A 21,999-nucleotide genomic window follows, 5' to 3' on the forward strand; every position below is an offset into this window, starting at 1 on the left:
GCGCATGACAAGCTGGATCTTCCTGCGCGGCCTCACCCGCGAAAGCCGCCATTGGGGCGATTTCGTCGATGTCTTCGAACGCAGCGTGCCGGGCGCGCGCGTCGTGACCCTCGATCTCCCCGGCAACGGCCCCCTCCATCACCTGACCAGCCCCGCCGATGTGCGCGCGATGGCCGAGTTCTGCCGGCAGGCTGCGGCGGGCGAGGGGATCGCGCCACCGCACAACCTGCTCGCGATGTCGCTGGGGGCGATGGTCGCCGTGGCATGGGCGCAGGCGCATCCGGACGAAGTCGCGCGCTGCGTGCTGATCAATACCAGCGTGGGGCGTTTCAGCCCGTTCTACCGGCGCCTGCGCCCGCGCAACTATCTGCCCTTGCTGAAGCTGGCCTTGTGCGACGGCAGCGGGCGCGCATGGGAGGAGCGGATCCTTGCGATGACGAGCCGGCTGCGGGCTGGCTCCCCGGAAGTGCTCGATGCCTGGGTCGCCATCCGTGAGCGCTGTCCCGTCACGCGCAGGAACGCGCTGCGGCAACTGTGCGCCGCCGCCCGCTACCGGCCGCCGGCCGAAGGCCCGGATGCCGAAATGCTGATCCTCGCCAGCCGCAACGACGGCCTGGTCCATGTCGATTGTTCGCGTGCACTCGCGCAGCGGTGGGATTGCGAGCTCAGGATCCACCCGCGGGCGGGGCACGACATACCGCTGGACGATGGCGCGTGGGTTGCGGCGCAGGTACGTGACTGGATCGGGAACCCGGCTCGCACTCGCCGGGGATGACAAAAAAAAGAGGGGCCGAAGCCCCTCCAAATGAGCCCATCGTTGCCCCCAGGACGGGGCACGATGTCCGCGCCGAAACCGGGAGGGCTTCGGCACAGTCCTGCTGAGGCCGTTCAGGCCTCGACGATCATGCGCGAGCGCATTTCCATGTGCATCGCGTGGCAGAAGTGCGTGCAGTAGCACCAGAACACGCCCGGTTTGTCGGCCTTGAAGGTCACGGACTTGGTTTCCTGCGGATTCAGGATGAAATTGATGTTGTAGCGCTGGATCGCGAAGCCGTGCGTCAGGTCCTCGATCTTGTCGAGGTTCGTGACGATGATGGTGACCTCGTCGCCCTTCTTGACACGGAATTCGGGCAGGCTGAACGCTGGCGCCTGGCTGATGAGCTTCACCGTGACCTTGTTGCCGTTGCGGAAGACGCCGGAGTCCTTGTGGTCCTTCACCGCGTTCGGGAAGTCGTCGACGTTGTAGATCTGGCGCGTCTTGATGATGTCGCGGCGGATGATGATGGAGTCGTGCGGTTCCGAGGTCACGGGGTTGTCGTGCACGATCACCATCTTGTCGCCGCTGATGTCGATCAGCTGCGAGGTCTCGGGATGCAGCGGCCCCACGGGCAGGAAGCGGTCCTTCGAGAACTTGTTGTCGGATATCAGGAACTTGCCGTCGCACTCGCGCGTTTCGCCCATCGACGTGAAACCGTGCCCGGGCTGGTAGTGCACGTCGAGGCGATCGAGCACGACGGTGGCAGTCTTGTCGCCCTGGTACGACTTGATCGCACCCTCGATGTTCCACTTCACGATCTGGCTGTCGAGGAACAGCGTCGTGTAGGCATTGCCGCGGTTGTCGAAGGCCGTATGCAGCGGCCCGAGACCCAGTTCGGGCTCCGCCACCACCGCCTTGCGCGGCTCATCGAGTTCGCCGTCGAACCATTTGAGCACGAGCTCGTGGGCGATGAGGCTTCCGGAGGGCGAGAGCTTTCCCGCGCACGCATAGTATTTGCCGTCCGGGCTGATGTTCACGCCGTGCGGGTTCTTCGGGATCGGCACGTAGCAGGTGAGGGCCGTCTTCGGGTCGGTGTTGGCGGATTTCGTGCCGTCGACGACAGGCACTTTCGAGTCGCCGTAGGTCTTGAACTTGCCGTCCTTGACGGCCTGCTCGATGCGGGCGACGTTGAAGAACAGGCACGAGTCCATCTCCGCGGCCATCATCTCCGGGTAGGTCGTGCCCATCTCGGTGTTGTACTGGGTGGTCGCCGCGAGCTTGCCGTCGTAGGACGTCGCGACGAGTTCGCAGTTGCCGTCGATCAGGACCTGCCAGCGCACGTCCATCGACTCGGCGTCGATGCAGGTGAAGAGCGAGCGGTAGTGTGCGGTGTCATCGATGCCCTTGCCGAAGTTCGGCAACGGAGTCGAGAATTCGGAGCCGCAGAACACGCGTGTCGTGCGATTGATCGCGGGGTCGAGCGGATCGCGCTTGTCCGGGAAGGTGCCGTGAAAACCCTGGATGTTGGGAATCTGGGTGATCTTGTCGCACTCCATCGTGTCGAGGCGCACACGCCCCAGGCGGCAGTTGATCTTGTCATTGACGAACAGGTAGCGGCCGTCGTAGGTGCCGTCGGTGTAGGACGGATGGATGTGGTGCGTGTCGCCCGTGTTGTACTTGACCGAACCGTCGGGGTTGGTGCCGATGATGGCCTTGGATTCGTTGGTGATGCCCCAGCCGACCATGCAGTCCATGTTGAAGACGGGGATGCGCTTGAATTCGCGCCCCGACGGCAGGCCGAACACGCGCACGTCGCCCGCGTGGCCGGCGCTCGAGAACATGTAGTAGGTGTCGAGCTGCCCCGGCGGCACCGAGTAATCACCCGCGTGTGCGTCAGACGCAGGCGTGACCGGTGCGGATTGCGCCGATGCCGCGGGAGAGTCCTGCTTGCAAGCGGCCAGCCCGACGGACAATCCGGCACCGGCAATGCCTGCGACAGCCGCCGTATTCAGGAATCGGCGGCGGCTCGTGTCCGTGGGGTTGTGGGGGCGCTTCTCGCTCATGTCAATTCGGCTCCGTGTTCAATCAGATGCGGCAGCGGGCGCTGCCGAGGGCTTGAATGTTGCGCTTCCGTAATTCCGGGCGTCAGTCACAATGCGCGGTGTTTTCGACCGGTACAGAGCGCGGCGCGGGATCCGGCACCGAAAGAGCGCCGCGAAGAAAACGAGCTGGATCAAGGAAGCGCGTTCGGCGTTTCGATATCTTCGGCAAGCCCCGGAGATACCCGTGGGGCGAGAGGAGTGGAATGAACCTTTACGATCGTCTGACGCTGGACATCGAACAACGAATCCGGGAAGGCGTGCTGCGCTCCGGCGAGCGGCTGCCGTCTGTCCGGCAGGCCTGTCAGGCACAGCGCCTGAGCCCCGCGACTGTGCTCAAGGCGTATTACCAGCTGGAAAGCCGCGGACTTGTCGAGGCGCGGCCCAAGTCGGGGTTCTTCGTGCGTGCGCGGCCGCGGCGGGCGGCGGAGCCCCAGACGAACCGCCCGGCCAGTCCCTCGCGGGCGCTGCAGGTGAGCGATTTCATCTTCCAGATCCTCGAATCGGTGAAGGATCCGGCCGTCGTGCCACTCGGGTCCAATTTCGCGAGTCCCGAACTCTATCCGCTCGACAAGCTCGGCCGCTTCCTCGCGGCGGCAGCCCGGCGCATGGACCCGCGCGCGACGGTCACCGATCTGCCGCCCGGCAACGACGAGCTGCGGCGACAGATTGCGCTGCGCTATCTCGCCGGCGGCGCTACCGTGGCCCCGGCGGAGATCGTCATTACCTGCGGGGCGATGGAGGCGCTGAATCTGTGCGTGGAGGCGGTCACCCGGCCCGGTGACCTGGTGGCGGTGGAGTCGCCGACCTTTCCGCCGGCGCTGCAGATGATCGAGCGCCACGGCCTCAAGGTCATCGAGATTCCCTCCCACCCGGAGGAGGGCGTCGATCTCGCCGCGCTCGCGGACGCCTTGCGCCACCACCCGATCAAGGCCTGCCTGTTCATGCTGAACTTCCAGCATCCGACCGGCAGTCTCGTGCCCGACGACGCCCGTCGCGCGCTTCTCGATCTGCTGCGGCAGCACGACGTGCCGCTGATCGAGGACGATACCTATGCCGAGCTGCACTTCGACCGGCACGCTCCGCTCGCCACCAAGGCGCTCGACCCGACAGGCCTGGTGATGCACGTATCGAGCTTCTCGAAGAGCCTCGCCCCCGGCTATCGCGTGGGCTGGGTCGCGGCCGGCCGCCATGCGCAGAAGATCCAGCGCCTGAAAGTGCTGACCAGCCTCGCGACGACGATCCCGGTGCAGATCGCACTGGCGGAATTCCTCAAGCAGGGGGCGTTCGATGCGCATCTTCGCCGGCTGCGCAGCACCCTCGAGACGCGGGAGGCAGCGATGGCCGCCGCGATCAGACGCCATTTCCCGCCGGGAACGCGGCTGACGCGGCCGCGCGGGGGGTATTTCACGTGGGTGGAGTTGCCGCCCGACCACGACGCGCTCGCGCTGCATCGTCGCGCGCTGGAGGAAGGCATCAGCATCGCCCCGGGTCCGATGTTCTCTGCGGCGCGCGAGTACCGCAACTGCATCCGCCTGAATTTCGGCCATGCCTGGTCGGAAGAGCTCGAGCGGGCGCTGGCGCTCCTCGGCGCGATGAGTCGGGACGCCGTGGGTGACGCGGGTGCCGATGGCCGGAGTGCACACGCCGGCGCGTGCGTGTGATGCGCTAGCGCGCAGCGGGCGGCTGCCGGCGGCGCCCGCCCGCGGCCCGTCCGAACCGTGCGGGCTATAATGCAGGCTCAGCGGCGTGAGCGCGCTTGTCAGCGGCGCTCACGCGCATTTCCGCCCGGAGCCCCCCATTGGAAACCGACAAGGCCGAATCGCCCCCCGTGATCCAGCCGAAAGCCGGCGGACTGCTTGGCGACCTCGGGTGCAACCTGCGGGCCGGCTGCCTGTTTCTCGCGCTGCACCCGTCCGCGCTCCGCTCCCTGCGTGCCTCCGTTCCGCAGCTGATCCTGCTGTTGCTGCTGGACATGCTGCTCGGCGGCGCGCTCGACTTCTGGCGCGTCGGCGGGGCAGGGGAGTTCAACTCCGCCGGCCTGTTGCCGCTGTTTTTCGGCATCCCCTGGCTGCTGCTCGCGGCGTGGGCGACGGCCCGGATCGCAGGGAACGAGGGGCGGGCCGTGGCTGGCGCCGTCGCCCTCGCTGCACTGTGGCTCGCCGCAAGCGTCATCTGGGGCGGGCTGAGCCTGCTTCCGGAATCGGCCTGGCTGGCCTTCGGCGAGGCCGCGGTCGTCGTGTGGTGGGCGCCGTTCGGCCTCGGCCTGCTCGCGTCGGTGGCAGCACTGGTGCGCGCCGCCGGCCTGGAGCGCGAGCGCCGTGTCGCTGCCGTCCTGGTCACGATCGTCCTGATCGGGCTGCCGCCCTTGGTGATCGACGAAAAGGAGTCCCTCTGGCTCGCCCGCCAGGAACCGATCGTCGACACCACGGCCCAGGCGCGCCGCCTGCGCAGCGCCAGCGAGTCGGTCCTTTACGCGCAACCGCGCCTGCTGGAGGAGACGCTCGACCGCGTCACGCCCGGCCGCCCCGGCGTGCCGGAGCTCTTCCTGCTCGCCGTCGGCGGCCACGGCGGGCAGGACGTGTTCCTGCGCGAAGTGCAGTCCGTCGAAGCCCTGTTCGAGGAGCGGTTCGATACCGCCGGCCACAGCGTCACCCTCGTCAACAACCCGGGAACGGTTGCCGAACGGCCGATCGCCAGCGTCACGGCGCTCGCCCGCAGCCTCGCGGTCATCGGCCAGCGCATGAACCGCGACGAAGACGTGCTGGTGCTCTTCATGACCTCGCACGGCTCGCCCGAACACCGCTTCGACCTCAGCCTGTGGCCGTTCCGCTTCGACGACCTCACCCCCGAGCGCCTGCACGAGATGCTGCAGGCGGCGGGTATCCGCTACCAGGTGGTGGTGGTCTCGGCCTGCTACTCGGGCGGCTTCGTCCCGCCGCTGTCGGGCAACGACAGCCTCGTCATCAGCGCCGCGCGGCGTGACCGCAACTCGCACGGCTGCAGTCACGAAGCCGACTGGACCTTCTTCGGCCGCGCGTTCTTCGACGAGGCCCTGCGCAAGACGCTTTCGTTCGAGATGGCGTTCGATCAGGCACGGCGCACCGTCGCCGAACGCGAGGCGGCCGAGGGGCTGGAAGCCTCGGAGCCGCAGATCGCGATCGGCAACGGCATCAGGGTCGCCCTGGGCGCCATCGAGCGCAGGCTGGAGACGGGCGGGCGATCGCGGCATTGAGTGCCGGAAGCCATGGAGCGCGCCGCGGTTGGCGAGGCGATGGCAACACCCTGGGCTCGGCAGTCGGCGCGACACGGTGCAGAATGCTGCCGGGTTCGCGGGATGGGGCACGACGGACGCACGTCCGATGGCATCCGCGAGCGCGTCGGCTACAAGGATTGAGGGCCGGGCGCCAGGCGCCCGTTTGAATTTACGAGGACTGAACTGATGGCATTTACCCGTCCCCTGGAAGTGAATGGCAAGCCCGTTGGTGGCGGCGGGGAACCGCTGGTGTGTGCGCCGCTGGTCGGCCGTGACGAGGGCGCCGTGCTCGGCGAGCTCGACGCGATCGTCGCGAAACGGCCCGACCTGCTGGAGTGGCGCGTCGACTTCTTCTCCGGCATTGCCGATTCGGGCCGGGTCGTGGAACTCGCCAGGGAAATCCGCAAGCGCGCGGGCGGCATCCCGATCATCTTCACGCGCCGCTCGATCCGCGAGGGCGGCGAGACGATCGGTATTTCCGAGGACGAAGTGCTGGCGATGTACCAGGCGGTCGCGCGCTCGGGCGCGGTGGATTTCATCGATTGCGAACTCTCCAGCGAACCGAGGCATTTCGCGGCCGCGGTCGAACTGGCGCGCGAGACCGGCACCAAGCTGATCGCGTCCTTCCACAACTTCCAGAAGACGCCGTCGGCCGAGGAAATCGTCGCGACGTTCGTGTCGATGGAGAAGGCCGGTGCGGATGTCGCGAAGGTCGCGGTGATGCCGCAGGGCCTCGAGGACGTGCTGACCGTGCTGCAGGCGACGCTCCAGGGCCAGAAGGCGATCTCGTTGCCGATCATCAGCATGTCGATGGGCACCTACGGTTCGCTGTCGCGGCTGTTCGGCTGGGTGTTCGGTTCGTCCGTGAGCTTCGCGGTCGGCCAGAAGGCTTCCGCCCCTGGCCAGGTGCCGATCGAGGACCTGCGCAAGGTGCTCGAAGTGCTGCAGCGTTCGCTGAAGCCCTGAGCGCCCCCGCACCAGTATCTCAGCCTAGCTGCGGCTGCAGCATCCAGATCACCGCGCTCACGGAGAAGAAGGCGCTGATCGTCGCGGCCATCAGCGCCGCAGCGGGGAGTTCTTCCTGGCCGAAGCGCTGCGCGATGATCGGGAAGATGCTCGCCATCGGCATGCACGCGAAGGCGATCGCGGCAACGCGCAGCGTGGGGTCGAGCGGTGGCACGAGTGCGAGCGCGATGAACACGAAGAGCGGGTGGAAGACGAGCTTGCCCGCGACGATCTGCGCGATGTCGCGGCGCATGCCGCGGACCTTGATGCCGACCAGGGTGCCGCCGATGACGAAGAGCGCGACGCCTGCGGCGGCGAGCGAGAGCATGTCGATGGAGCGCGCGACCGGCACGGGTAGGCCGATGCCGAGCAGCGCGAGGCTGAAGCCGGCGACGATGGCGATGATGAGTGGATTCCGCGCGAGCCGGGCGAAGGTGCCGAGCACGACCTGGTGAATCTTCCCGCCGTTGCCGCCGCTGCTCTCGGCGAGCGCCAGCGCGAGGGGGACGATCAGCAGGTTCTCGACGAGGAAGCACAACGCGAGCGCGATGCCGGCCGCAGGGCCGACGACCTGCAGCACGATCGGGTAGCCGATGAAGCCGCTGTTCGACAGGGACATGCCCATGCCGTGTACGACGCTCGCCGGCAGGACCTTTTTCTGTACGAGGCGCGCGAAGGCGAGGCCCGTCGCGAAGGCGGCGAGCGAACCGAGCGTGTAGGCGGTCAGGTAGCCGACGTTCATGATTTCGGCGAAGGGCCGCTCGGTCAGCGCCTTCAGCAGCATCGCCGGCAGCGCGATGTTGATCGCGAACTTGCCGAGAATGCGCGTCTCGCTCTTGTCGAAGAGGCCGCTGCGCACGGCGAGAAAGCCGATCGCGATGACGAGGAAGGCGGGGCCGGTGATCCTGAAAACGTCGAGCATTGGGGAATCCGTCGGGGAGCGGGGAGCATATCACCGGGATGCGGTGCGTCCATGCCGGACGTATTCCAGCGCGGCGAGCGGGCGCGCGGCTCGATGTCGTGGATGCGACAAAGTCGACATTTGTCGGCAGCGGGCGGGGCGGGCCGGCAACATCCGGGATGACGGCTCGGTCGGCCGAAGTGCCGGCGGTGCAGGGCTTGGTGGAATCCGGTGGTGGCGGGCTGCCGTGGTGCGGCAATTGGCACCGTCCTTGCAGAGGTCGGTTCATCCCGTTTCCTTGGACGCAAGATCGCCATGGACACCCCCCCGGTCTGCATCAACGACACCACCCTGCGCGACGGCGAACAGACCGCCGGCGTCGCCTTCACCCCCGAGGAGCGCCTGACGATCGCCCGCGCTCTGGCGCAAGCGGGCGTGCCCGAGCTGGAGGTGGGCATCCCGGCGATGGGCGAGCGCGAGCGCGAGAACATCCGCGCCATTGCCGCCCTCGGGCTGCCGGCCCGGCTGATGGTGTGGTGCCGCCTCAACGAGGCCGACCTGCGCGGCGCCCTGGGCTGCGGTGCCGACATCATCCATCTGGCGACGCCCGTCTCCGACCAGCAGATCGCCCACAAGCTGGGCAAGGACCGCGCCTGGGTGCTGGCCGAGGTGCGCCGGGTGGTACGGCTGGGGCGTGAGTGGGGGGCCACGGTCTCGGTTGGCGGCGAGGACGCGTCGCGGGCCGATCCGGACTTTCTCTGCGCCGTGCTGGAGACGGCCCAGGCGGCCGGTGCGGTGCGTTTCCGCTACGCCGACACGCTCGGCGTGCTCGACCCCTTCGCCACCGATGCCGCGATTCGCCGCCTGCGGGCCGTGTCCGACCTCGACCTGGAAATGCATGCCCACGACGACCTGGGGCTCGCCACCGCCAATACCCTGGCGGCGGTGCGCGCGGGCGCCACGCATATCAGCACGACGGTGAACGGCCTCGGCGAGCGGGCCGGCAATGCCCCGCTGGAGGAGGCGGTGATGGCGCTGCGCCATCTCCATGTCTGCGACACCGGCGTCGACCCGCGGGCGCTGCCGCGCATCTCGGCGTTGGTGGCCGCCGCCTCGGGGCGGCCCGTCGCCGCCAACAAGCCGATCGTCGGCGGCGGGGTGTTCACCCACGAGGCGGGCATCCATGTGGATGGCCTGCTCAAGAATCCGCGCAACTACCAGAGCATCGACCCGGCGGAACTGGGGCGCAGCCATACCCTGGTGCTCGGCAAGCATTCCGGCACCGGCGGCGTGATCAACGCCTACCGCGCCCTGGGCGAAGAGATCGACGAGGTCCGGGCGCGCCGCCTGCTGCCGGCCATCCGCGACTACGCCACGCGCCATAAATCCCCCCCCGGCCCGTCCACGCTGCAGCGCCTGTTGCGCGGCTCGGCGGTGGACGCTTGCCAGCCCTGAGGAGCTTCCCATGTCGAATGATTCGGTCACCGCCGCCCCCACCAATATCTCCGCCCTCGGCTGTGCACTCAGGCGGCTGGAGAGCGCCGAGGAGTTTCTCGACTACTTCGCCGTGCCCTACGAGCGGGCGGTGGTGAACGTCAGCCGCCTGCACATCCTCAAGCGCTTCTACCAGTATCTGGCGAAGCAGGGCGGCATCGACGGGCTGCCGCCCGACAATGCCCACGCGATCTGCCGCGAACTGCTGGCCCGCGCCTACACCGACTTCGTCGGCTCCTCGGGCATCGAGCAGAAGGTCTTCCGCGTATTCCAGCGGGCCCGGGGGGAGCACCGCGTAGCCCTTGGCGGCCTGCGCCGCGGTTCCAGCTAGGCCGTCGCCGTCTCTGGGCTGCAGGCGTTCGCGAGGACGCCCGCCTTGTGGTCCATCGCGCCTTTCCGGGAAGGGCGCGATGGACTTTTTTCTTTTCGCGATGACCGGTCCGCACGCGCCGGGATTCTGCCCGCATCGCGACATCCTGTCGGGTTTGCGACACGGCGCGAAATCGCAGGAAAATAATGCAAGACATTGTTTTTAAAGTATTTGTAATCCATGGCACAGGTCCTGCATTGAGGTGGGCGTCATCCCTACTCCCGAGGAGCTCCACCATGGCCTACAAGATCGTTTCCTCCCAGTGTTCCGGCTGTTCGGCGTGCGAACCGGAGTGCCCGAACGACGCCATCCATGAGAAGAACGGCGTCTTCGCCATCAAGGCGGACAAGTGCACCGAATGCATCGGCTTCTTCGACGACCCGCAGTGCGTGGTCGCCTGTCCGGTGGACAAGACGGTGATCGTCGACAAGTCCGTCCCGCGCTACCAGGCCTGACCCTTCACCGACGAGGAGCGCAGCATGCACAGCGTCGTCTGCATCAAGCAGGTGCCGGATTCCGCGCAGATTCGCGTGCATCCGGTGACCAACACCATCATGCGCCAGGGGGTGCCGGCGATCATCAACCCCTACGACCTCTTCGCCCTCGAAGAGGCGCTGCGGTTGAAGGACCGCTTCGGCGGTACGGTCACCGTCATCACCATGGGCCCGCCCCAGGCCGAGGTGGCGCTGCGCAAGTGCCTCTCCTTCGGCGCCGACCACGCGATCCTGGTTTCCGACCGGGCCTTCGCCGGTGCCGACACCCTGGCCACCTCCTTCGCGCTGTCGGCGGCGATCGGCAAGGTGCGCGAGGATCAGCCGGTGGACCTCATCTTCACCGGCAAGCAGACCATCGACGGCGACACCGCCCAGGTCGGCCCCGGGATCGCCAAGCGCCTCGACTACCAGCTGCTCACCTACGTCTCGAAGATCGTGGACATCGACTTCGGGAAGAAGGAGATCACCGTCGAGCGGCGCGCCGAGGGCGGCGTGCAACTGCTGAAGACGGCGGTGCCCTGCCTCATCACCATGCTCGAAGGCACCAACGAGATGCGCTTCGGCGACATGGCCGACATGTTCCGCGCCGCCCGCTATCCGCTCAAGGTGTGGGACCGGGTCGCCGCCGGCATCGAGGACGTGGCGAAGATCGGCCTCAAGGGCAGCCCGACGGTGGTGGGCAAGGTCTTCGCGCCCAAGCCGCGCAGCCAGCGCGCCGAGATGATCGAGGTGCACGACAACGATCCGCAGGACCTGGTGGTCACCCTGCTCGCCAAGGTGTTTACCAGGCATCCGAAGATCGAGGCGGAAATCATCAAGTGCGCTTCCTGAGCGCCCACCCGTACCAAGCTCAGTTACCAAGGATCAGCGATCATGAGCGATAGCAACGACGCCCCGAGGAAGCCGGCCCGCAAGAAGGTCGAACTCGACCCCCGCTTCCTGTCCTACAAGCACGTCTGGGTGTACATCGAGGCCGAGCGCGGCGAGGTGCATCCGGTTTCCTGGGAGCTCCTCGGCGAGGGGCGCAAGCTCGCCGACCAGCTGGGCGTGGATCTCGTCGGCGTCGTCCTCGGCCCCCCCGAGGCGCGCACCCGGGCGATCTGCGAGGAGGCCTTCCACTTCGGCGCCAACCGCTGCTACCTGGTGCAGCACGACGCCCTGCGCGACTACCGCAACGAGCCCTACACCAAGTGCCTGACCGAGCTGGTGGATACCTACCAGCCGGAGATCCTGATGCTCGGCGCCACGACGCTGGGCCGCGACCTGGCCGGCTCGGTGGCGACGACGCTCGCCACCGGCCTGGTGGCCGACTGCACCGAGCTGGTGATCGAGGCCGAGTCGCGCTGCCTGGCTTCGACCCGGCCGACCTTCGGCGGCTCGCTCCTGTGCACCATCATGACCCAGCGCCACCGGCCGCAGATGGCCACGGTGCGGCCGCGGGTGATGGCGATGCCCGACGCGGATGCCTCCCGCCGCGGCGAGGTCATCGAGCACGCCTTCAGCATCGTCGAGACCTCGATCATCACCAAGATCCTCCAGTTCATTCCCGACGACACCCGCGACAAGCCCAACCTGCCTTTCGCCGACATCATCGTCGCCGGCGGCCGGGGCTTGAAGAAGCCGGAGAACTTCCAGCTCGTCTGGGACCTCGCCAAGGTGCTGGGCGCCGAGGTGGGCGCCTCGCGGCCGGTGGTGCAGGCGGGCTGGGCCGAGCTCGACCGCCAGGTGGGCCAGTCGGGCAAGACGGTGCGCCCCAAGCTGTACATCGCCGCCGGCATCTCCGGGGCGGTGCAGCACCGGGTGGGCATGGACGGCGCCGACGTGATCATCGCCATCAACAACGACAGCAACGCGCCGATCTTCGACTTCGCCCATTACGGCATCGTCGGCAACGCCATGCAGATCCTGCCGGCGCTGACCGAGGCGTTCCGCAAGCACCTCGCGCAGGCGCGCAAGGCCGGTTGAGAAAGCGACAGCAAAATGCCCCTGACCGCGTTGCGCCTCCTTGCCGTACTGGTCGTACTGTCTGCGTCGGCGCGCCTTGTCAGGGCCGCTGCGCTTCATTTTGTTGCCGCTTTCTGGAGTAAGCATCATGGCCGAGAAATTTGACGTCATCGTGGTGGGCGCCGGCATGGCCGGCAACGCCGCCGCCTACACCCTCGCCCAGGCGGGGCTCAACGTCCTGCAGATCGAGCGCGGCGAGACGCCGGGTTCGAAGAACGTGCAGGGCGCCATCCTCTACGCCGACGCGCTGGAAAAGATCATCCCCGACTTCCGCGACGACGCGCCGCTGGAGCGCCACCTCATCGAGCAGCGGGTGTGGATCCTCGACGACGAGTCCTACGTCGGCTCCAACTACCGCTCGGAAGAGTTCAACCGCGAGCCCTACAACCGCTACACGATCATCCGCGCCCACTTCGATCAGTGGTTCAACAAGAAGGCACGGGACGCCGGCGCCCTGGTGCTGTGCGAGACGACGGTGACCAACCTGCTGCTCGACGGCAAGCGGGTGATCGGCGTCGCCACCGACCGCAAGGGCGGCGAGATCTACGCCGACTGCGTGATCCTCGCCGACGGGGTGAATTCCCTGCTCGCGAAGAAGGCCGGCTTCCACGACGAGATCAAGCCCAGGGACGTGGCCCTGGCGGTGAAGGAGATCCACTTCCTGCCCCAGGAGACCATCGAGTCGCGCTTCAACATCGGCGAGGAGGAGGGGGTGGTGATCGAGATGGCCGGCAAGATCACCGCCGGCATGATGGGCACCGCCTTCCTGTACACCAACAAGGAGTCGATCACCCTGGGCATCGGCTGCATGCTGAGCGACTTCAAGGAGCAGCAGGTCACCCCCTATCAGCTCCTCGAGAAGATGAAGGACCATCCGGCGATCCGCCCGCTGCTCGCCGGTTCCGAGATGAAGGAGTACGCCGCCCACCTGATCCCCGAGGGCGGCTACCACGCCATGCCGCAGGTCTATGGCGACGGCTGGATGATCGCCGGCGACGCCGGGATGTTCGTCAATGGCCTGCACCGCGAAGGCTCCAACCTGGCGATGACCACCGGCAAGCTGGCCGCCGAGACCCTCATCGAACTGAAGGAGCAGGGCAAGGCGTGGAACGCCCGCAGCCTGGCCCGCTACCAGGCCAAGCTCGACGACTCATTCGTCATGAAGGATCTCAGGAAGTACCGGCAGGCCCCGGCCATCTTCGAGAAGAATCCGCACTTCTTCACCACCTACCCGGAGCTGCTCAATCGCGCGGCCCACACCCTGGTCAAGGTGGACGGGGTGGACAAGAAGAGCAAGGAGCGCTCGATCAAGAGCGCCTTCGTCGAGGCGCGCAGCCGCCTGGGCCTGCTGGGCGATGCCTTCAAGATGTGGCGTGCCTTCCAGTCGCGTTGAGCGGATCAGAAACGGAGAGCGATCATGATCAAGGTTGAAGAAAAGCTGTTCCAGAACCGCTACCGCGTCGATGCCGGGCGGCCCCACATCACCATCAAGGACCCGCAGCTCTGTGCCACCGGCTGCGACAAGAAGCAATGCACGGTGTGCTGCCCGGCCGGTTGCTACACGGAAGAGGGCAACGGCCGGGTGGTGATGATCGCCGACGGCTGCATGGAGTGCGGCACCTGCCGCATCATCTGCGACGAGCACCGCAACGTGGAGTGGGACTGGCCGCGCGGCGGCTTCGGCATCCTGTTCAAGTTCGGTTGAGGGGCTCGGGCGCATCCATGAACGACATCCATCTTTTCCTCGCCCACGCCATCAGCCTTGAAGCCGAGGCGGCGCGCCGCTACGAGGAGCTGGCCGACGCCATGCACACCTTCGGTAATGCCGCGGTGGAGGCCTTCTTCCGCCTCATGGCGCATTTCTCGCGGCAGCATCTGGCGGAGGCCTCCGCCCGCGGCGGCTTCCGTGCGGTGCCGAACCTGCGCCCCGAGGAATACCGGTGGCCCGACGGCACCAGCCCGGAAGCGGTGACCTGGGCCGGCGTGGACGGTTTCCTCGACGTGCCGGCGGCCCTGGCCATGGCGCTGGACGGCGAGCGGCGCGGCCAGGCCTTCTACGCGATCATCGCCGCCACCAGCCGCAATCCGCGGGTGAAGGCGATGGCGGCGGAATTCGCCGCCGAGGAGGCGCAGCACGTGGCGGATCTGGAGGGGCGCATTGCCCGGCTGACGGCCCCCGCCACGTAAGGCTGCTCGTACGCAGAGGGAGACCGAGGCAGAGGCGACCACGGGTCGTCTCTGCTTTTTTGTGTCCGGGGCCCGGCCACGCCGTTGCAGCTAGCGCAGTCCTCAGTGCTTTGAGAACAGGTCTCGCAGCCGGCAGAGCAGCTGCGAGACGTCCCAGCGCGGATCGGGCAGGGCCTCGCCGGCGAGGATGCGGGTGAGCGCCGCCTCGGCGGCGGTCTCGCTGGTGAGCAGGACGTTGACCCCGCGCTGCCGCATGCGCCGCAGGAAGCCGTCGCCGGCGCTGCGGGCGACGATGATCTCGATGCCGTCCAGGGGGTGGGGCTCGCCGCTCGGGCCGTCGGCTTCCCAGTGGTGGAAAATTTGGGCCTTGGTCAGTTCGATCCGCTCGCCCACCGGCGCCTGGCTCGGCACGCAGTCGAACAGCAGCCAGTGGCGGGCTTGGCCGGCGTGACCGGCGACAGCGGTGAAATCATCGGTGGCAATGGCGATCTTCATGGGCGGGTGTCCAGGTGACGGGCCGAAAAATTGGCCGAAGCGGGCTGTTGGGCAGGAACAAGCGTCGTGGCGGAAAGCCGACAAGACGGGACCGCCGCTGCGGTCTGTCGTGGAAGGGTGCAAGCGACGTGCCAGTCCGGGGCCGGAGACCGAGGGTGGCGCGCCGCTTGCTTTGTCCAGGGCGGGGAGGGGGCATCCACCACAAGAACCAACCCGGCCATGACCGGGCGCCAGGAATCGCGATCATGCAAAGTGGGAAAACCAATCAGTCGTCCGAGCTGGAACTCCTCACCATCTACGAGATCAGCAAGGTTCTCACCGCGACCTTGGACTTCCGGCAATCCGTGCGGAAGGTGCTCAGGCTGCTGCTCACGCAGCTGCAGATGGAACACGGCATCGTCGGCCTGGTGCAGGACGACGGCAAGCTGCACATCATTGGTGCGGCCGGGGTCCCCTGGGCCCTCGACGAAGCGCCGGTGCTCGACGCAGCGGAGGGCATGACCGCCCAGGTGCTGCGTCACGGTTCGCCCATCGTCGTCCCCGACCTGACGAAGGATCCGCTGTTCCTCAACCGCACCGGACACAATCCGGACGGCGTCGCGGGCACCGCCTACATCGTCGTGCCGGTGAAGAGCGAGCGCGAGGTGATCGGCATCCTGTCGGCCGACCGCAAGCCCGGCGGCGAGCGGCCGATCAGCTTCGAGCGCGACGTGCGCATCCTGTCGCTGGTGGCGAACCTCCTGGGCCAGACGTATCAGCTGCACCGGGCGGTGGCCGTCGACCGCCAGCACCTGCTGGAGGAAACCAGCCGGCTGCAGAAACAGCTGCAGGGCCGGTACGACATCGAGAACGTCGTCGGCAAATCGAAGCGCATGAAGGAGGTCTTCGCGGACGTGCATCAGGCGGCCCGCGGCTCGGACGCCACGGTGCTGCTGCGCGGCGAGTCGGGCACCGGCAAGGAGGCCATCGCGCACGCCATCCATTACCTGTCGGCGCGCAGCAAGGGACCCTTCGTCAAGCTCAACTGCGCGGCCCTGCCCGAGACCCTGCTGGAATCGGAACTGTTCGGCCACGAGAAGGGCGCCTTCACCGGCGCGACCTCGGAGCGCAAGGGGCGCTTCGAGATGGCGAACGGCGGCACGGTCTTCCTCGACGAGATCGGCGACATCTCGCCATCCTTCCAGGCCAAGCTGCTGCGCGTGCTGCAGGAGCACGAGTTCGAGCGGGTCGGCGGCAGCAAGACGATCAAGACCGACGTCCGCCTCGTGGCGGCGACGAACCGCAACCTGGAGGAGATGGTGCAGAAGGGCGACTTCCGCGCCGACCTCTACTTCCGCCTCAACGTCGTGACGATCTTCCTGCCGCCGCTGCGCGAGCGGAAGGACGACATTCCGCTGCTGGTGGATTTCTTCCTCAGCCGCTTCAACACGGAGAACAACCGCGCGCTGGCGATCACCAGCGGTGCCGTCGAGATCCTGATGCAGTGCAACTGGCCGGGCAATGTGCGCGAACTGGAAAACTGCATCCAGCGGGCCGCCACCATGACCCGCGGCAACCTCATCCGCGAAAGCGACATGCGCTGCCAGAAGGGCCAGTGCTTCTCGGCGATGCTGCTGGAGACTACGCGCTCGCGCAGCTGTTTTCCGGTGGCGGCCGCGCCGCTGTCGCGGGCACGCCCGGCCGTGTCCTCGCCGGTCGTGCCGGGCGAGGAGATTGCAGCCAACCGCGCCGACGAAGGCGGTGCGGTGCCCGCCGATGAGCGCACCCGTCTGATCGACGCGATGGAGCGCTGCGGCTGGGTCCAGGCCAAGGCCGCGCGCCTGCTGGGCCTAACCCCCCGCCAGATCGGCTACGCGCTGCGCAAGCAGGGGGTCGAGATGAAGCGCCTGTAGGGGCGTGGGCGATTTCAGTCGTTGCTGAAGTGCCCCTCCCGCGCCGCCCGTGCGCGGGCGCGGGCGATCATGCCGGCGCTCTTGCCGGGCGCGGCAGGAAGGGATACCAGGCGTTCCAGCGGCTGGCCGCAGGTGTCGCAGGCCGGTGTGCTGTCGGCGCGCACCAGGCGCTCGTGCACGGTCCGGCAACGGGGGCAGCGGAAGTCGAAGAGGGGCATGCTCGCTCCTGGGGTGTTCGTCGATGCGATCCGTGAAGAGCGCGGGCGGCCGCCGGGCCATCCCGCGCCCGCGGCGAAAAATTACACGGGACGGTTTTCGGCCACCTTGACCGGCCCCATCTCGGCCAGGGCCTGGGCGTAGGGTACGAGGGGAAAGCCGCCGCGCGAGGCACCGGCCGCCGTGACGATCGCGTCGATCTTGGCGTCGTTGCCGAGCTTCTTGAGCTCGTTCTTCTCCAGGTAGAACAGGTCGAGGATCTCGTTGTACACCGTCGCCTCGTCGAGGGGCAGCACGTGGAAGGTGATGCCCTCGATGTCGAGCTGGTACTTCTTCGAAATGTCCACGTTGCCGGCGAAGATGAAGTACTTGCCTGCGGGCGTCAGCGCGCTGCCGAAGGTCTCGCGGATCAGGTCGAGGTGGGCGAGGGACTCGACGTGCAGGGTGAGGAAGACGAGCTGCTCGCCCTCGGCGGCGAAGATCACCTGGTCGGCCTTGATCTCGGGCGGGCGCTTCTCGCCGGCGACGGACGGCGGGAAGCGCAGGCCGAGTTCGCCGCGGAAGCCGTAGCGGTCGGCTTTCCCGGTCGCGCCGCTGAAGGTGGGGGACAGCAGCTTGTCGCCGAGGGTGCTGAAGAGGGGGGAGGTGCTCATGGTGGTCTCGCTTGTCGATGAGGATCGGATCAGCCCGATCACTGCGAGAACCGTGCCATGCGCCGTGATCGCCGGCTGGCAAGGGTTTCCGAAAACCGCCTGCGTCCGTCTGTCGCGACAATGTCCACTTTGCAACACGCCGGACGCCGCGACGCCAATGTCGCGATTCCGCCCCGCTTGTTGCGAACCGGACATCCGCCACGGATCCTGAAAAAACGCGGAGAGCCGCTCGCCGCAAGGATTTCGGCGATGTCGCCCGCGGTGGCACGGGCGTTGCAATGGGGGGAGCCATGGCGCCGCCTTGCGCGCCGAGACGAACAGGCTCAACGGAGAATGCCATGGCCTTGCCCCCTTCGATCGTCGCACTGTCTGCTTCCCCGTCCATGCGGACGGCGAGCGCGCCACGCCGCGTCATTCCCCTCACGGTCGCGCGCAGCGCCGCGACCGACAGCGGGTGCAGCACGGCGCAGCAGGGCGGTTGCGGTTCCGCTTCGTCGTCGGCACTGCCCGAACACATCCGCGCTCGGGTGCACGACCACCCCTGTTACAGCGCCGAGGCGCACCACCACTTCGCCCGCATGCACGTCGCCGTGGCGCCGGCCTGCAACATCCAGTGCAACTACTGCAACCGCAAGTTCGACTGTGCCAACGAGAGCCGCCCCGGTGTCGTCAGCGAGAAGCTCACACCCGAGCAGGCGGCGACCAAGGTGCTGGCGGTGGCGGCGCGCATCCCGCAGCTGTCGGTGGTGGGCATCGCCGGCCCCGGCGACGCGCTGGCGAATCCGGAGAAGACCTTCCGCACCTTCGACCTGATCAAGGCCGCCGCGCCGGACCTGCGCCTGTGCCTGTCCACCAACGGCCTGGCGCTGCCCGACCACGTCGAGCGCATCCGCGACCTCGGCGTCGATCACGTCACCATCACCATCAACATGGTCGATCCCGAGGTGGGGGCGCGCATCTACCCGTGGATCTACTACCGGCACAAGCGCTTCCACGGCGTGGAGGCGGCGCGCATCCTCCACGAGCGGCAGATGCTGGGCCTCGAGCGCCTGGTGGCGGCCGGCGTGCTGGTGAAGGTGAATTCGGTGATGATTCCGGGCATCAACGACGCGCACCTGGTGGCGGTGAATGCCGCGGTGAAGGCCCGCGGCGCCTTCCTGCACAACATCATGCCGCTCATCTCCGACCCGGCTCACGGCACCCATTTCGGCCTTACCGGCCAGCGCGGGCCGACGCCCGAGGAGCTGAAAACCCTGCAGGACCGCTGCGAGGGCGACATGCAGCTGATGCGCCACTGCCGGCAGTGCCGCGCCGATGCGGTGGGCATGCTCGGCGAGGACCGGGGCGGCGAGTTCGGCATGGACAGCATCGCGGCGATTGCCGCGAGCATCGACCCGGCCCGCGTGGCGGAGACCCGCCAGGCCTACCGTGCCTTCGTGGACAAGGAGCGCGGCGATCAGGCGGCGGCGCGGGAGGCGGCGCTGGCGGCCGTGCCGGTCGTAACCGGGCAAGTCGATGCATCCCGGCTGGTGGCGGTGGCCACCAAGGGTTCAGGGCGCATCAACCAGCACTTCGGCCACGCCGAGGAATTCCAGATCTACGAGGTCTCCGCCGCCGGCGCCCGGTTCGTCGGACACCGCAAGGTGGAGCTCTATTGCCAGGGCGGCTATGAGGACGACGAGGCGATGCCCGGCATCGCACAGGCGCTGGCCGGCTGCAGTGCCGTGCTGGTGGCGAAGATCGGCCACTGCCCGCGCAAGGACCTGGCCGCGGCGGGCATCGCCGCCGTCGAGGGCTACGCGCACGAATACATCGAGGCCTCACTGCTCGACTGGTTCGGCAAAACCGTCGCCTGTCCGACCGTTGCGGCGTCCGCCGCCTGAGCTTCGCAATACTTCATCGACCTTCAGGAGAACGACGATGTACCTCACCCTCACTTCCGCCACGGCCGCCTTGCGGGGGCCGACATGCTAGCCCGCGACTCGGACCTCGTCGAACTCGACGGCCCGCCCGCCTTCGACTATGGCGAAAAGGTCGTCTCGCGCAAGAACGTGCGCAACGACGGCACCTTCGGCGGCAAGGAACTCGGCGACCTGCTGGTGAAGAAGGGGGATGTCGGCTACGTCAAGAGCATCGGCTCCTTCCTGCAGCAGTTCTACATCTACGGCATCGATTTCGTCGACCGCGGCTACGTGGTGGGCATGAAGGGGCGCGAACTGCGCTCCCTCGACCGCATCGCGGCGGACGATGTCGACGCCCCCGGCGAGGCCATCGGCGGCCTCGCGGAATCCATGGAGGCAACAGCATGAAAGTGACAGTACGCAAGGAAGCGGGCGGCGGCTATTCCATCTACGTGCCGAAGAAGGACCTCGAGGCGCGCATCGTCGAACTGGCGGACGACCGTCTGTGGGGCAGCACGGCCACGCTCGACAACGGCTGGCAGCTGGAGCTGCCCGACCTGCCCTTCGACACCCGCCTGCCGGTCACGGTCGAGGCGCGGCGGCTGGCCGGCGACTGATTGCGTCGCCCAGGGCGAGGAGGGCCGGCACCTGCCGCTCGATGGCGGCACGTGCCGGCCGCTCCAGCTTGCGCAGCCAGCGCGCGGGAATCGCCGCCGCGCCCCAGCGCGCCCCGGCCAGCATGCCGGCGATGGCGCCGGTGGTGTCGGCGTCGCCGCCGAGGTTCACCGTCCGCCGCAGGCAATCCTCGAAACCCGCGCTGGTGAAGAAGGCGTGCAGCACCGTCTGCACCGTGTCCACGACGTAGGCGCTGGTGCGCCCCGGGTAGGGGGCGAAGCGGAACTGCCGGTGGCGCGCCACCAGGTCCTGCGCGATGCCGATCACCTCGGAGCGCTTCGCGCCGTGAAGCAGCGCCGCGGTCATCTGCGCGACCGTCACGGTGGCGGCGTCCGACAGCGGGTGATGGTGGGTGACGCGGGCCTGGTCGATCGACAGGCGTTGCAGCAGGGCCGGGTCGGAGTGGGCCAGTAGCACCGTCGGCAGGTTGCGCATCAGCGCGCCGTTGCCCGCATCCCCGTCGTTCGCCGGTCCGTGCAGGCTGCCCTCGCGCCCGTAGCGGGTGAGGCCGCGGCGACAGGTGTTGCCGACGTCGATCGGCTTGCCCTTCAGCCACGCGAGCCAGTGCTCGGCGATGGTCGGCAGGTGCCAGCCGCCTGCGGCGAGGATGGCCTCGCCGAGGGCGAGCGACATCTGCGTGTCGTCGGTCACCTGGCCCGCCTTCAGCCTGAGCCAGCCGCCGCCCACGATGTCCTTCAGCTCGCCGTACTGGTGGCGGATCTCGCCGGGAGTGAGGAACTCCACGGTCGCCCCCAGTGCGTCGCCTACCGCGAGCCCCAGGTAGGCGCCGCGGGCGCGGTCGAGCAGGGTGGGTTCGCCGCTCACAGGTAGCCCAGCCGCACGCGGTAGTCGCCGCCGATCACCAGCACCTCGCCTTCGCCGCGCAGCACCGGCCCGGGGGCCATCGCGTTGCAATAGAGGATCTTCGACAGCGGCACGTCCACTTCGAGGATGGTGTCGCCGAACTGGTCGGCCACGTCGCGTTGTGTCGTGAACGAGACGAGATTGTTCTGTCGTACGACAGCGCGCCTGCGGTCGAGGCGCTCGACCAGCAGGTGCTCGCCGAAGTCGTTCACGCCGCGGTAGAGGGTGAGGTGGCTGCGCCCGGGATAGAGCCAGCGGCGCAGGAAGCGCTGCGCGAATTCGTAGAGCAGGTCGAGCTGCAACAGGATGCAGTTGTTGTGGAAGCGCGCCGCCATCTTCTCCTCCGTGTAGGTCATCCACGCGGGCGACGGATAGCGCCCCAGGATCTCCTTGTGGAAGGTCGGCAGCAGGCCGAAGCGCGACTCCACCCAGCCCTTGAGCACCGCCCCCTCCTTGCCGTTGGCATCGAAACCCCAGCCGCGCAGCAGCCGCTGGTAGTTCGCACGATAGCGCTTGCGGCCGGCGGCGTCGCGTTCCGGCGGGGCATCCAGATCGAATACGGCGCGCATGTAGATCCGGAATGCCGCAACCGCATCGCTCGCGGAGCGGGCGTCGTGGAGCATCGCGAAGAGCGCCGCGTTGGTCTGCCGCACGCCGCTGATGGCAAGCGGCAGCGGGGTGTCCTGGAAGGCGCTGCTTGCCAGTACGGCGGTGGGGACGCCGATCAGGTTGGTGC

Annotated in this window: 23 protein-coding genes; 16 read left to right on the plus strand and 7 right to left on the minus strand. The window is 67.8% G+C overall.

All coding sequences use genetic code 11. The annotated features are described in order from the left end of the window. Positions 1 to 4 precede the first annotated feature (4 nt). Positions 5 to 775, plus strand: a complete 771-nt coding sequence (locus GPA22_RS11940; RefSeq protein WP_169256289.1) for an alpha/beta fold hydrolase — start codon at positions 5 to 7, stop codon at positions 773 to 775. A 113-nt stretch (positions 776 to 888) separates the two neighbouring features. Here the strand turns inward: GPA22_RS11940 and nosZ are convergent, their stop codons facing one another. Then, a complete protein-coding gene (gene nosZ, locus GPA22_RS11945; protein ID WP_169256290.1) occupies positions 889 to 2,820 on the minus strand; it encodes a TAT-dependent nitrous-oxide reductase in 1,932 nt (643 codons plus the stop codon). Positions 2,821 to 3,062: 242 nt separating this feature from the next. Here nosZ and GPA22_RS11950 point away from each other — a divergent pair, with 242 nt between their 5' ends. The 3 genes from GPA22_RS11950 (at position 3,063) to aroD (ending at position 7,078) form a co-directional block, all read left to right on the plus strand. After that, positions 3,063 to 4,520, plus strand: a complete 1,458-nt coding sequence (locus GPA22_RS11950) for an aminotransferase-like domain-containing protein (protein WP_169256291.1) — start codon at positions 3,063 to 3,065, stop codon at positions 4,518 to 4,520. 137 nt (positions 4,521 to 4,657) lie between these two features. Then, positions 4,658 to 6,091: a C13 family peptidase gene (locus GPA22_RS11955; RefSeq protein WP_169256292.1), complete on the plus strand. Its 1,434-nt coding sequence runs from the start codon at positions 4,658 to 4,660 to the stop codon at positions 6,089 to 6,091. Positions 6,092 to 6,298: 207 nt separating this feature from the next. Further along, positions 6,299 to 7,078: a type I 3-dehydroquinate dehydratase gene (gene aroD, locus GPA22_RS11960; protein ID WP_169256293.1), complete on the plus strand. Its 780-nt coding sequence runs from the start codon at positions 6,299 to 6,301 to the stop codon at positions 7,076 to 7,078. Between the two features lie 19 nt (positions 7,079 to 7,097). On the opposite strand, the gene GPA22_RS11965 is transcribed toward aroD, so the two are convergent. Continuing rightward, the gene (locus GPA22_RS11965; RefSeq protein WP_169256294.1) at positions 7,098 to 8,039 is read right to left on the minus strand and encodes an AEC family transporter; all 942 of its coding nucleotides are present in this window, start codon (positions 8,037 to 8,039) and stop codon (positions 7,098 to 7,100) included. Between the two features lie 294 nt (positions 8,040 to 8,333). Between GPA22_RS11965 and nifV the strand changes: the two genes are divergently transcribed. From nifV to GPA22_RS12005, 8 genes are all read left to right on the plus strand, one after another. Next, positions 8,334 to 9,473 (plus strand): homocitrate synthase, encoded by a 1,140-nt coding sequence (nifV, locus tag GPA22_RS11970; protein ID WP_169256295.1) that lies wholly within the window; start codon positions 8,334 to 8,336, stop codon positions 9,471 to 9,473. Between the two features lie 10 nt (positions 9,474 to 9,483). Next, complete coding sequence (nifW, locus tag GPA22_RS11975) at positions 9,484 to 9,843, plus strand: nitrogenase-stabilizing/protective protein NifW (RefSeq protein WP_169256296.1); 360 nt, start codon at positions 9,484 to 9,486, stop codon at positions 9,841 to 9,843. Between the two features lie 275 nt (positions 9,844 to 10,118). Then, entirely contained in the window at positions 10,119 to 10,337 is a 219-nt protein-coding gene (locus GPA22_RS11980) for a 4Fe-4S binding protein (protein ID WP_169256297.1), read from the plus strand. A 24-nt stretch (positions 10,338 to 10,361) separates the two neighbouring features. After that, positions 10,362 to 11,207, plus strand: a complete 846-nt coding sequence (locus GPA22_RS11985) for an electron transfer flavoprotein subunit beta/FixA family protein (protein WP_169256298.1) — start codon at positions 10,362 to 10,364, stop codon at positions 11,205 to 11,207. Between the two features lie 42 nt (positions 11,208 to 11,249). Next, complete coding sequence (locus tag GPA22_RS11990) at positions 11,250 to 12,341, plus strand: electron transfer flavoprotein subunit alpha/FixB family protein (protein WP_169256299.1); 1,092 nt, start codon at positions 11,250 to 11,252, stop codon at positions 12,339 to 12,341. Positions 12,342 to 12,468: 127 nt separating this feature from the next. Next, entirely contained in the window at positions 12,469 to 13,773 is a 1,305-nt protein-coding gene (locus GPA22_RS11995) for an FAD-dependent oxidoreductase (RefSeq protein ID WP_169256300.1), read from the plus strand. A 24-nt stretch (positions 13,774 to 13,797) separates the two neighbouring features. After that, positions 13,798 to 14,085 (plus strand): ferredoxin family protein, encoded by a 288-nt coding sequence (locus tag GPA22_RS12000; RefSeq protein ID WP_121428190.1) that lies wholly within the window; start codon positions 13,798 to 13,800, stop codon positions 14,083 to 14,085. Between the two features lie 17 nt (positions 14,086 to 14,102). Beyond that, positions 14,103 to 14,567, plus strand: coding sequence for a ferritin-like domain-containing protein (locus GPA22_RS12005; protein WP_169256301.1), 465 nt, complete (start codon positions 14,103 to 14,105; stop codon positions 14,565 to 14,567). A 102-nt stretch (positions 14,568 to 14,669) separates the two neighbouring features. Here the strand turns inward: GPA22_RS12005 and GPA22_RS12010 are convergent, their stop codons facing one another. Beyond that, a complete protein-coding gene (locus GPA22_RS12010; protein WP_169256302.1) occupies positions 14,670 to 15,062 on the minus strand; it encodes a NifB/NifX family molybdenum-iron cluster-binding protein in 393 nt (130 codons plus the stop codon). A 245-nt stretch (positions 15,063 to 15,307) separates the two neighbouring features. On the opposite strand from GPA22_RS12010, the gene nifA reads away from it, so the two are divergent. Beyond that, entirely contained in the window at positions 15,308 to 16,954 is a 1,647-nt protein-coding gene (gene nifA, locus GPA22_RS12015; RefSeq protein ID WP_169256303.1) for a nif-specific transcriptional activator NifA, read from the plus strand. 14 nt (positions 16,955 to 16,968) lie between these two features. Here nifA and GPA22_RS12020 read toward each other — a convergent pair whose 3' ends face one another. Both GPA22_RS12020 and GPA22_RS12025 read right to left on the minus strand, forming a co-directional pair. After that, entirely contained in the window at positions 16,969 to 17,172 is a 204-nt protein-coding gene (locus tag GPA22_RS12020; protein WP_169256304.1) for an FmdB family zinc ribbon protein, read from the minus strand. Between the two features lie 81 nt (positions 17,173 to 17,253). Further along, positions 17,254 to 17,823: a hypothetical protein gene (locus GPA22_RS12025; protein WP_169256305.1), complete on the minus strand. Its 570-nt coding sequence runs from the start codon at positions 17,821 to 17,823 to the stop codon at positions 17,254 to 17,256. Positions 17,824 to 18,161: 338 nt separating this feature from the next. Here GPA22_RS12025 and nifB point away from each other — a divergent pair, with 338 nt between their 5' ends. From nifB to nifT, 3 genes are all read left to right on the plus strand, one after another. Continuing rightward, on the plus strand, positions 18,162 to 19,706 hold the full coding sequence (gene nifB / locus GPA22_RS12030) for a nitrogenase cofactor biosynthesis protein NifB (protein WP_246264287.1): 1,545 nt from the start codon (positions 18,162 to 18,164) through the stop codon (positions 19,704 to 19,706). A gap of 84 nt (positions 19,707 to 19,790) precedes the next feature. Continuing rightward, complete coding sequence (locus GPA22_RS12035; protein ID WP_169256306.1) at positions 19,791 to 20,132, plus strand: nitrogen fixation protein NifZ; 342 nt, start codon at positions 19,791 to 19,793, stop codon at positions 20,130 to 20,132. Next, a complete protein-coding gene (gene nifT, locus GPA22_RS12040; RefSeq protein WP_121428195.1) occupies positions 20,129 to 20,341 on the plus strand; it encodes a putative nitrogen fixation protein NifT in 213 nt (70 codons plus the stop codon). The genes GPA22_RS12035 and nifT overlap by 4 nt, the downstream gene beginning before the upstream one ends. On the opposite strand, the gene draG is transcribed toward nifT, so the two are convergent. Together draG and GPA22_RS12050 are read right to left on the minus strand one after the other, a co-directional pair. Further along, positions 20,307 to 21,224 (minus strand): ADP-ribosyl-[dinitrogen reductase] hydrolase, encoded by a 918-nt coding sequence (gene draG / locus GPA22_RS12045; protein ID WP_169256307.1) that lies wholly within the window; start codon positions 21,222 to 21,224, stop codon positions 20,307 to 20,309. The two genes, nifT and draG, sit on opposite strands and share 35 nt — an antisense overlap. Continuing rightward, positions 21,221 to 21,999, minus strand: a 779-nt coding sequence (locus tag GPA22_RS12050; protein ID WP_246264288.1) for an NAD(+)--dinitrogen-reductase ADP-D-ribosyltransferase, incomplete at its 5' end; no start/stop codon positions are given. The genes draG and GPA22_RS12050, both read right to left, overlap by 4 nt.

It is taken from the genome of Aromatoleum toluvorans (assembly GCF_012910905.1).
Taxonomy (GTDB): Bacteria; Pseudomonadota; Gammaproteobacteria; order Burkholderiales; family Rhodocyclaceae; genus Aromatoleum; species Aromatoleum toluvorans.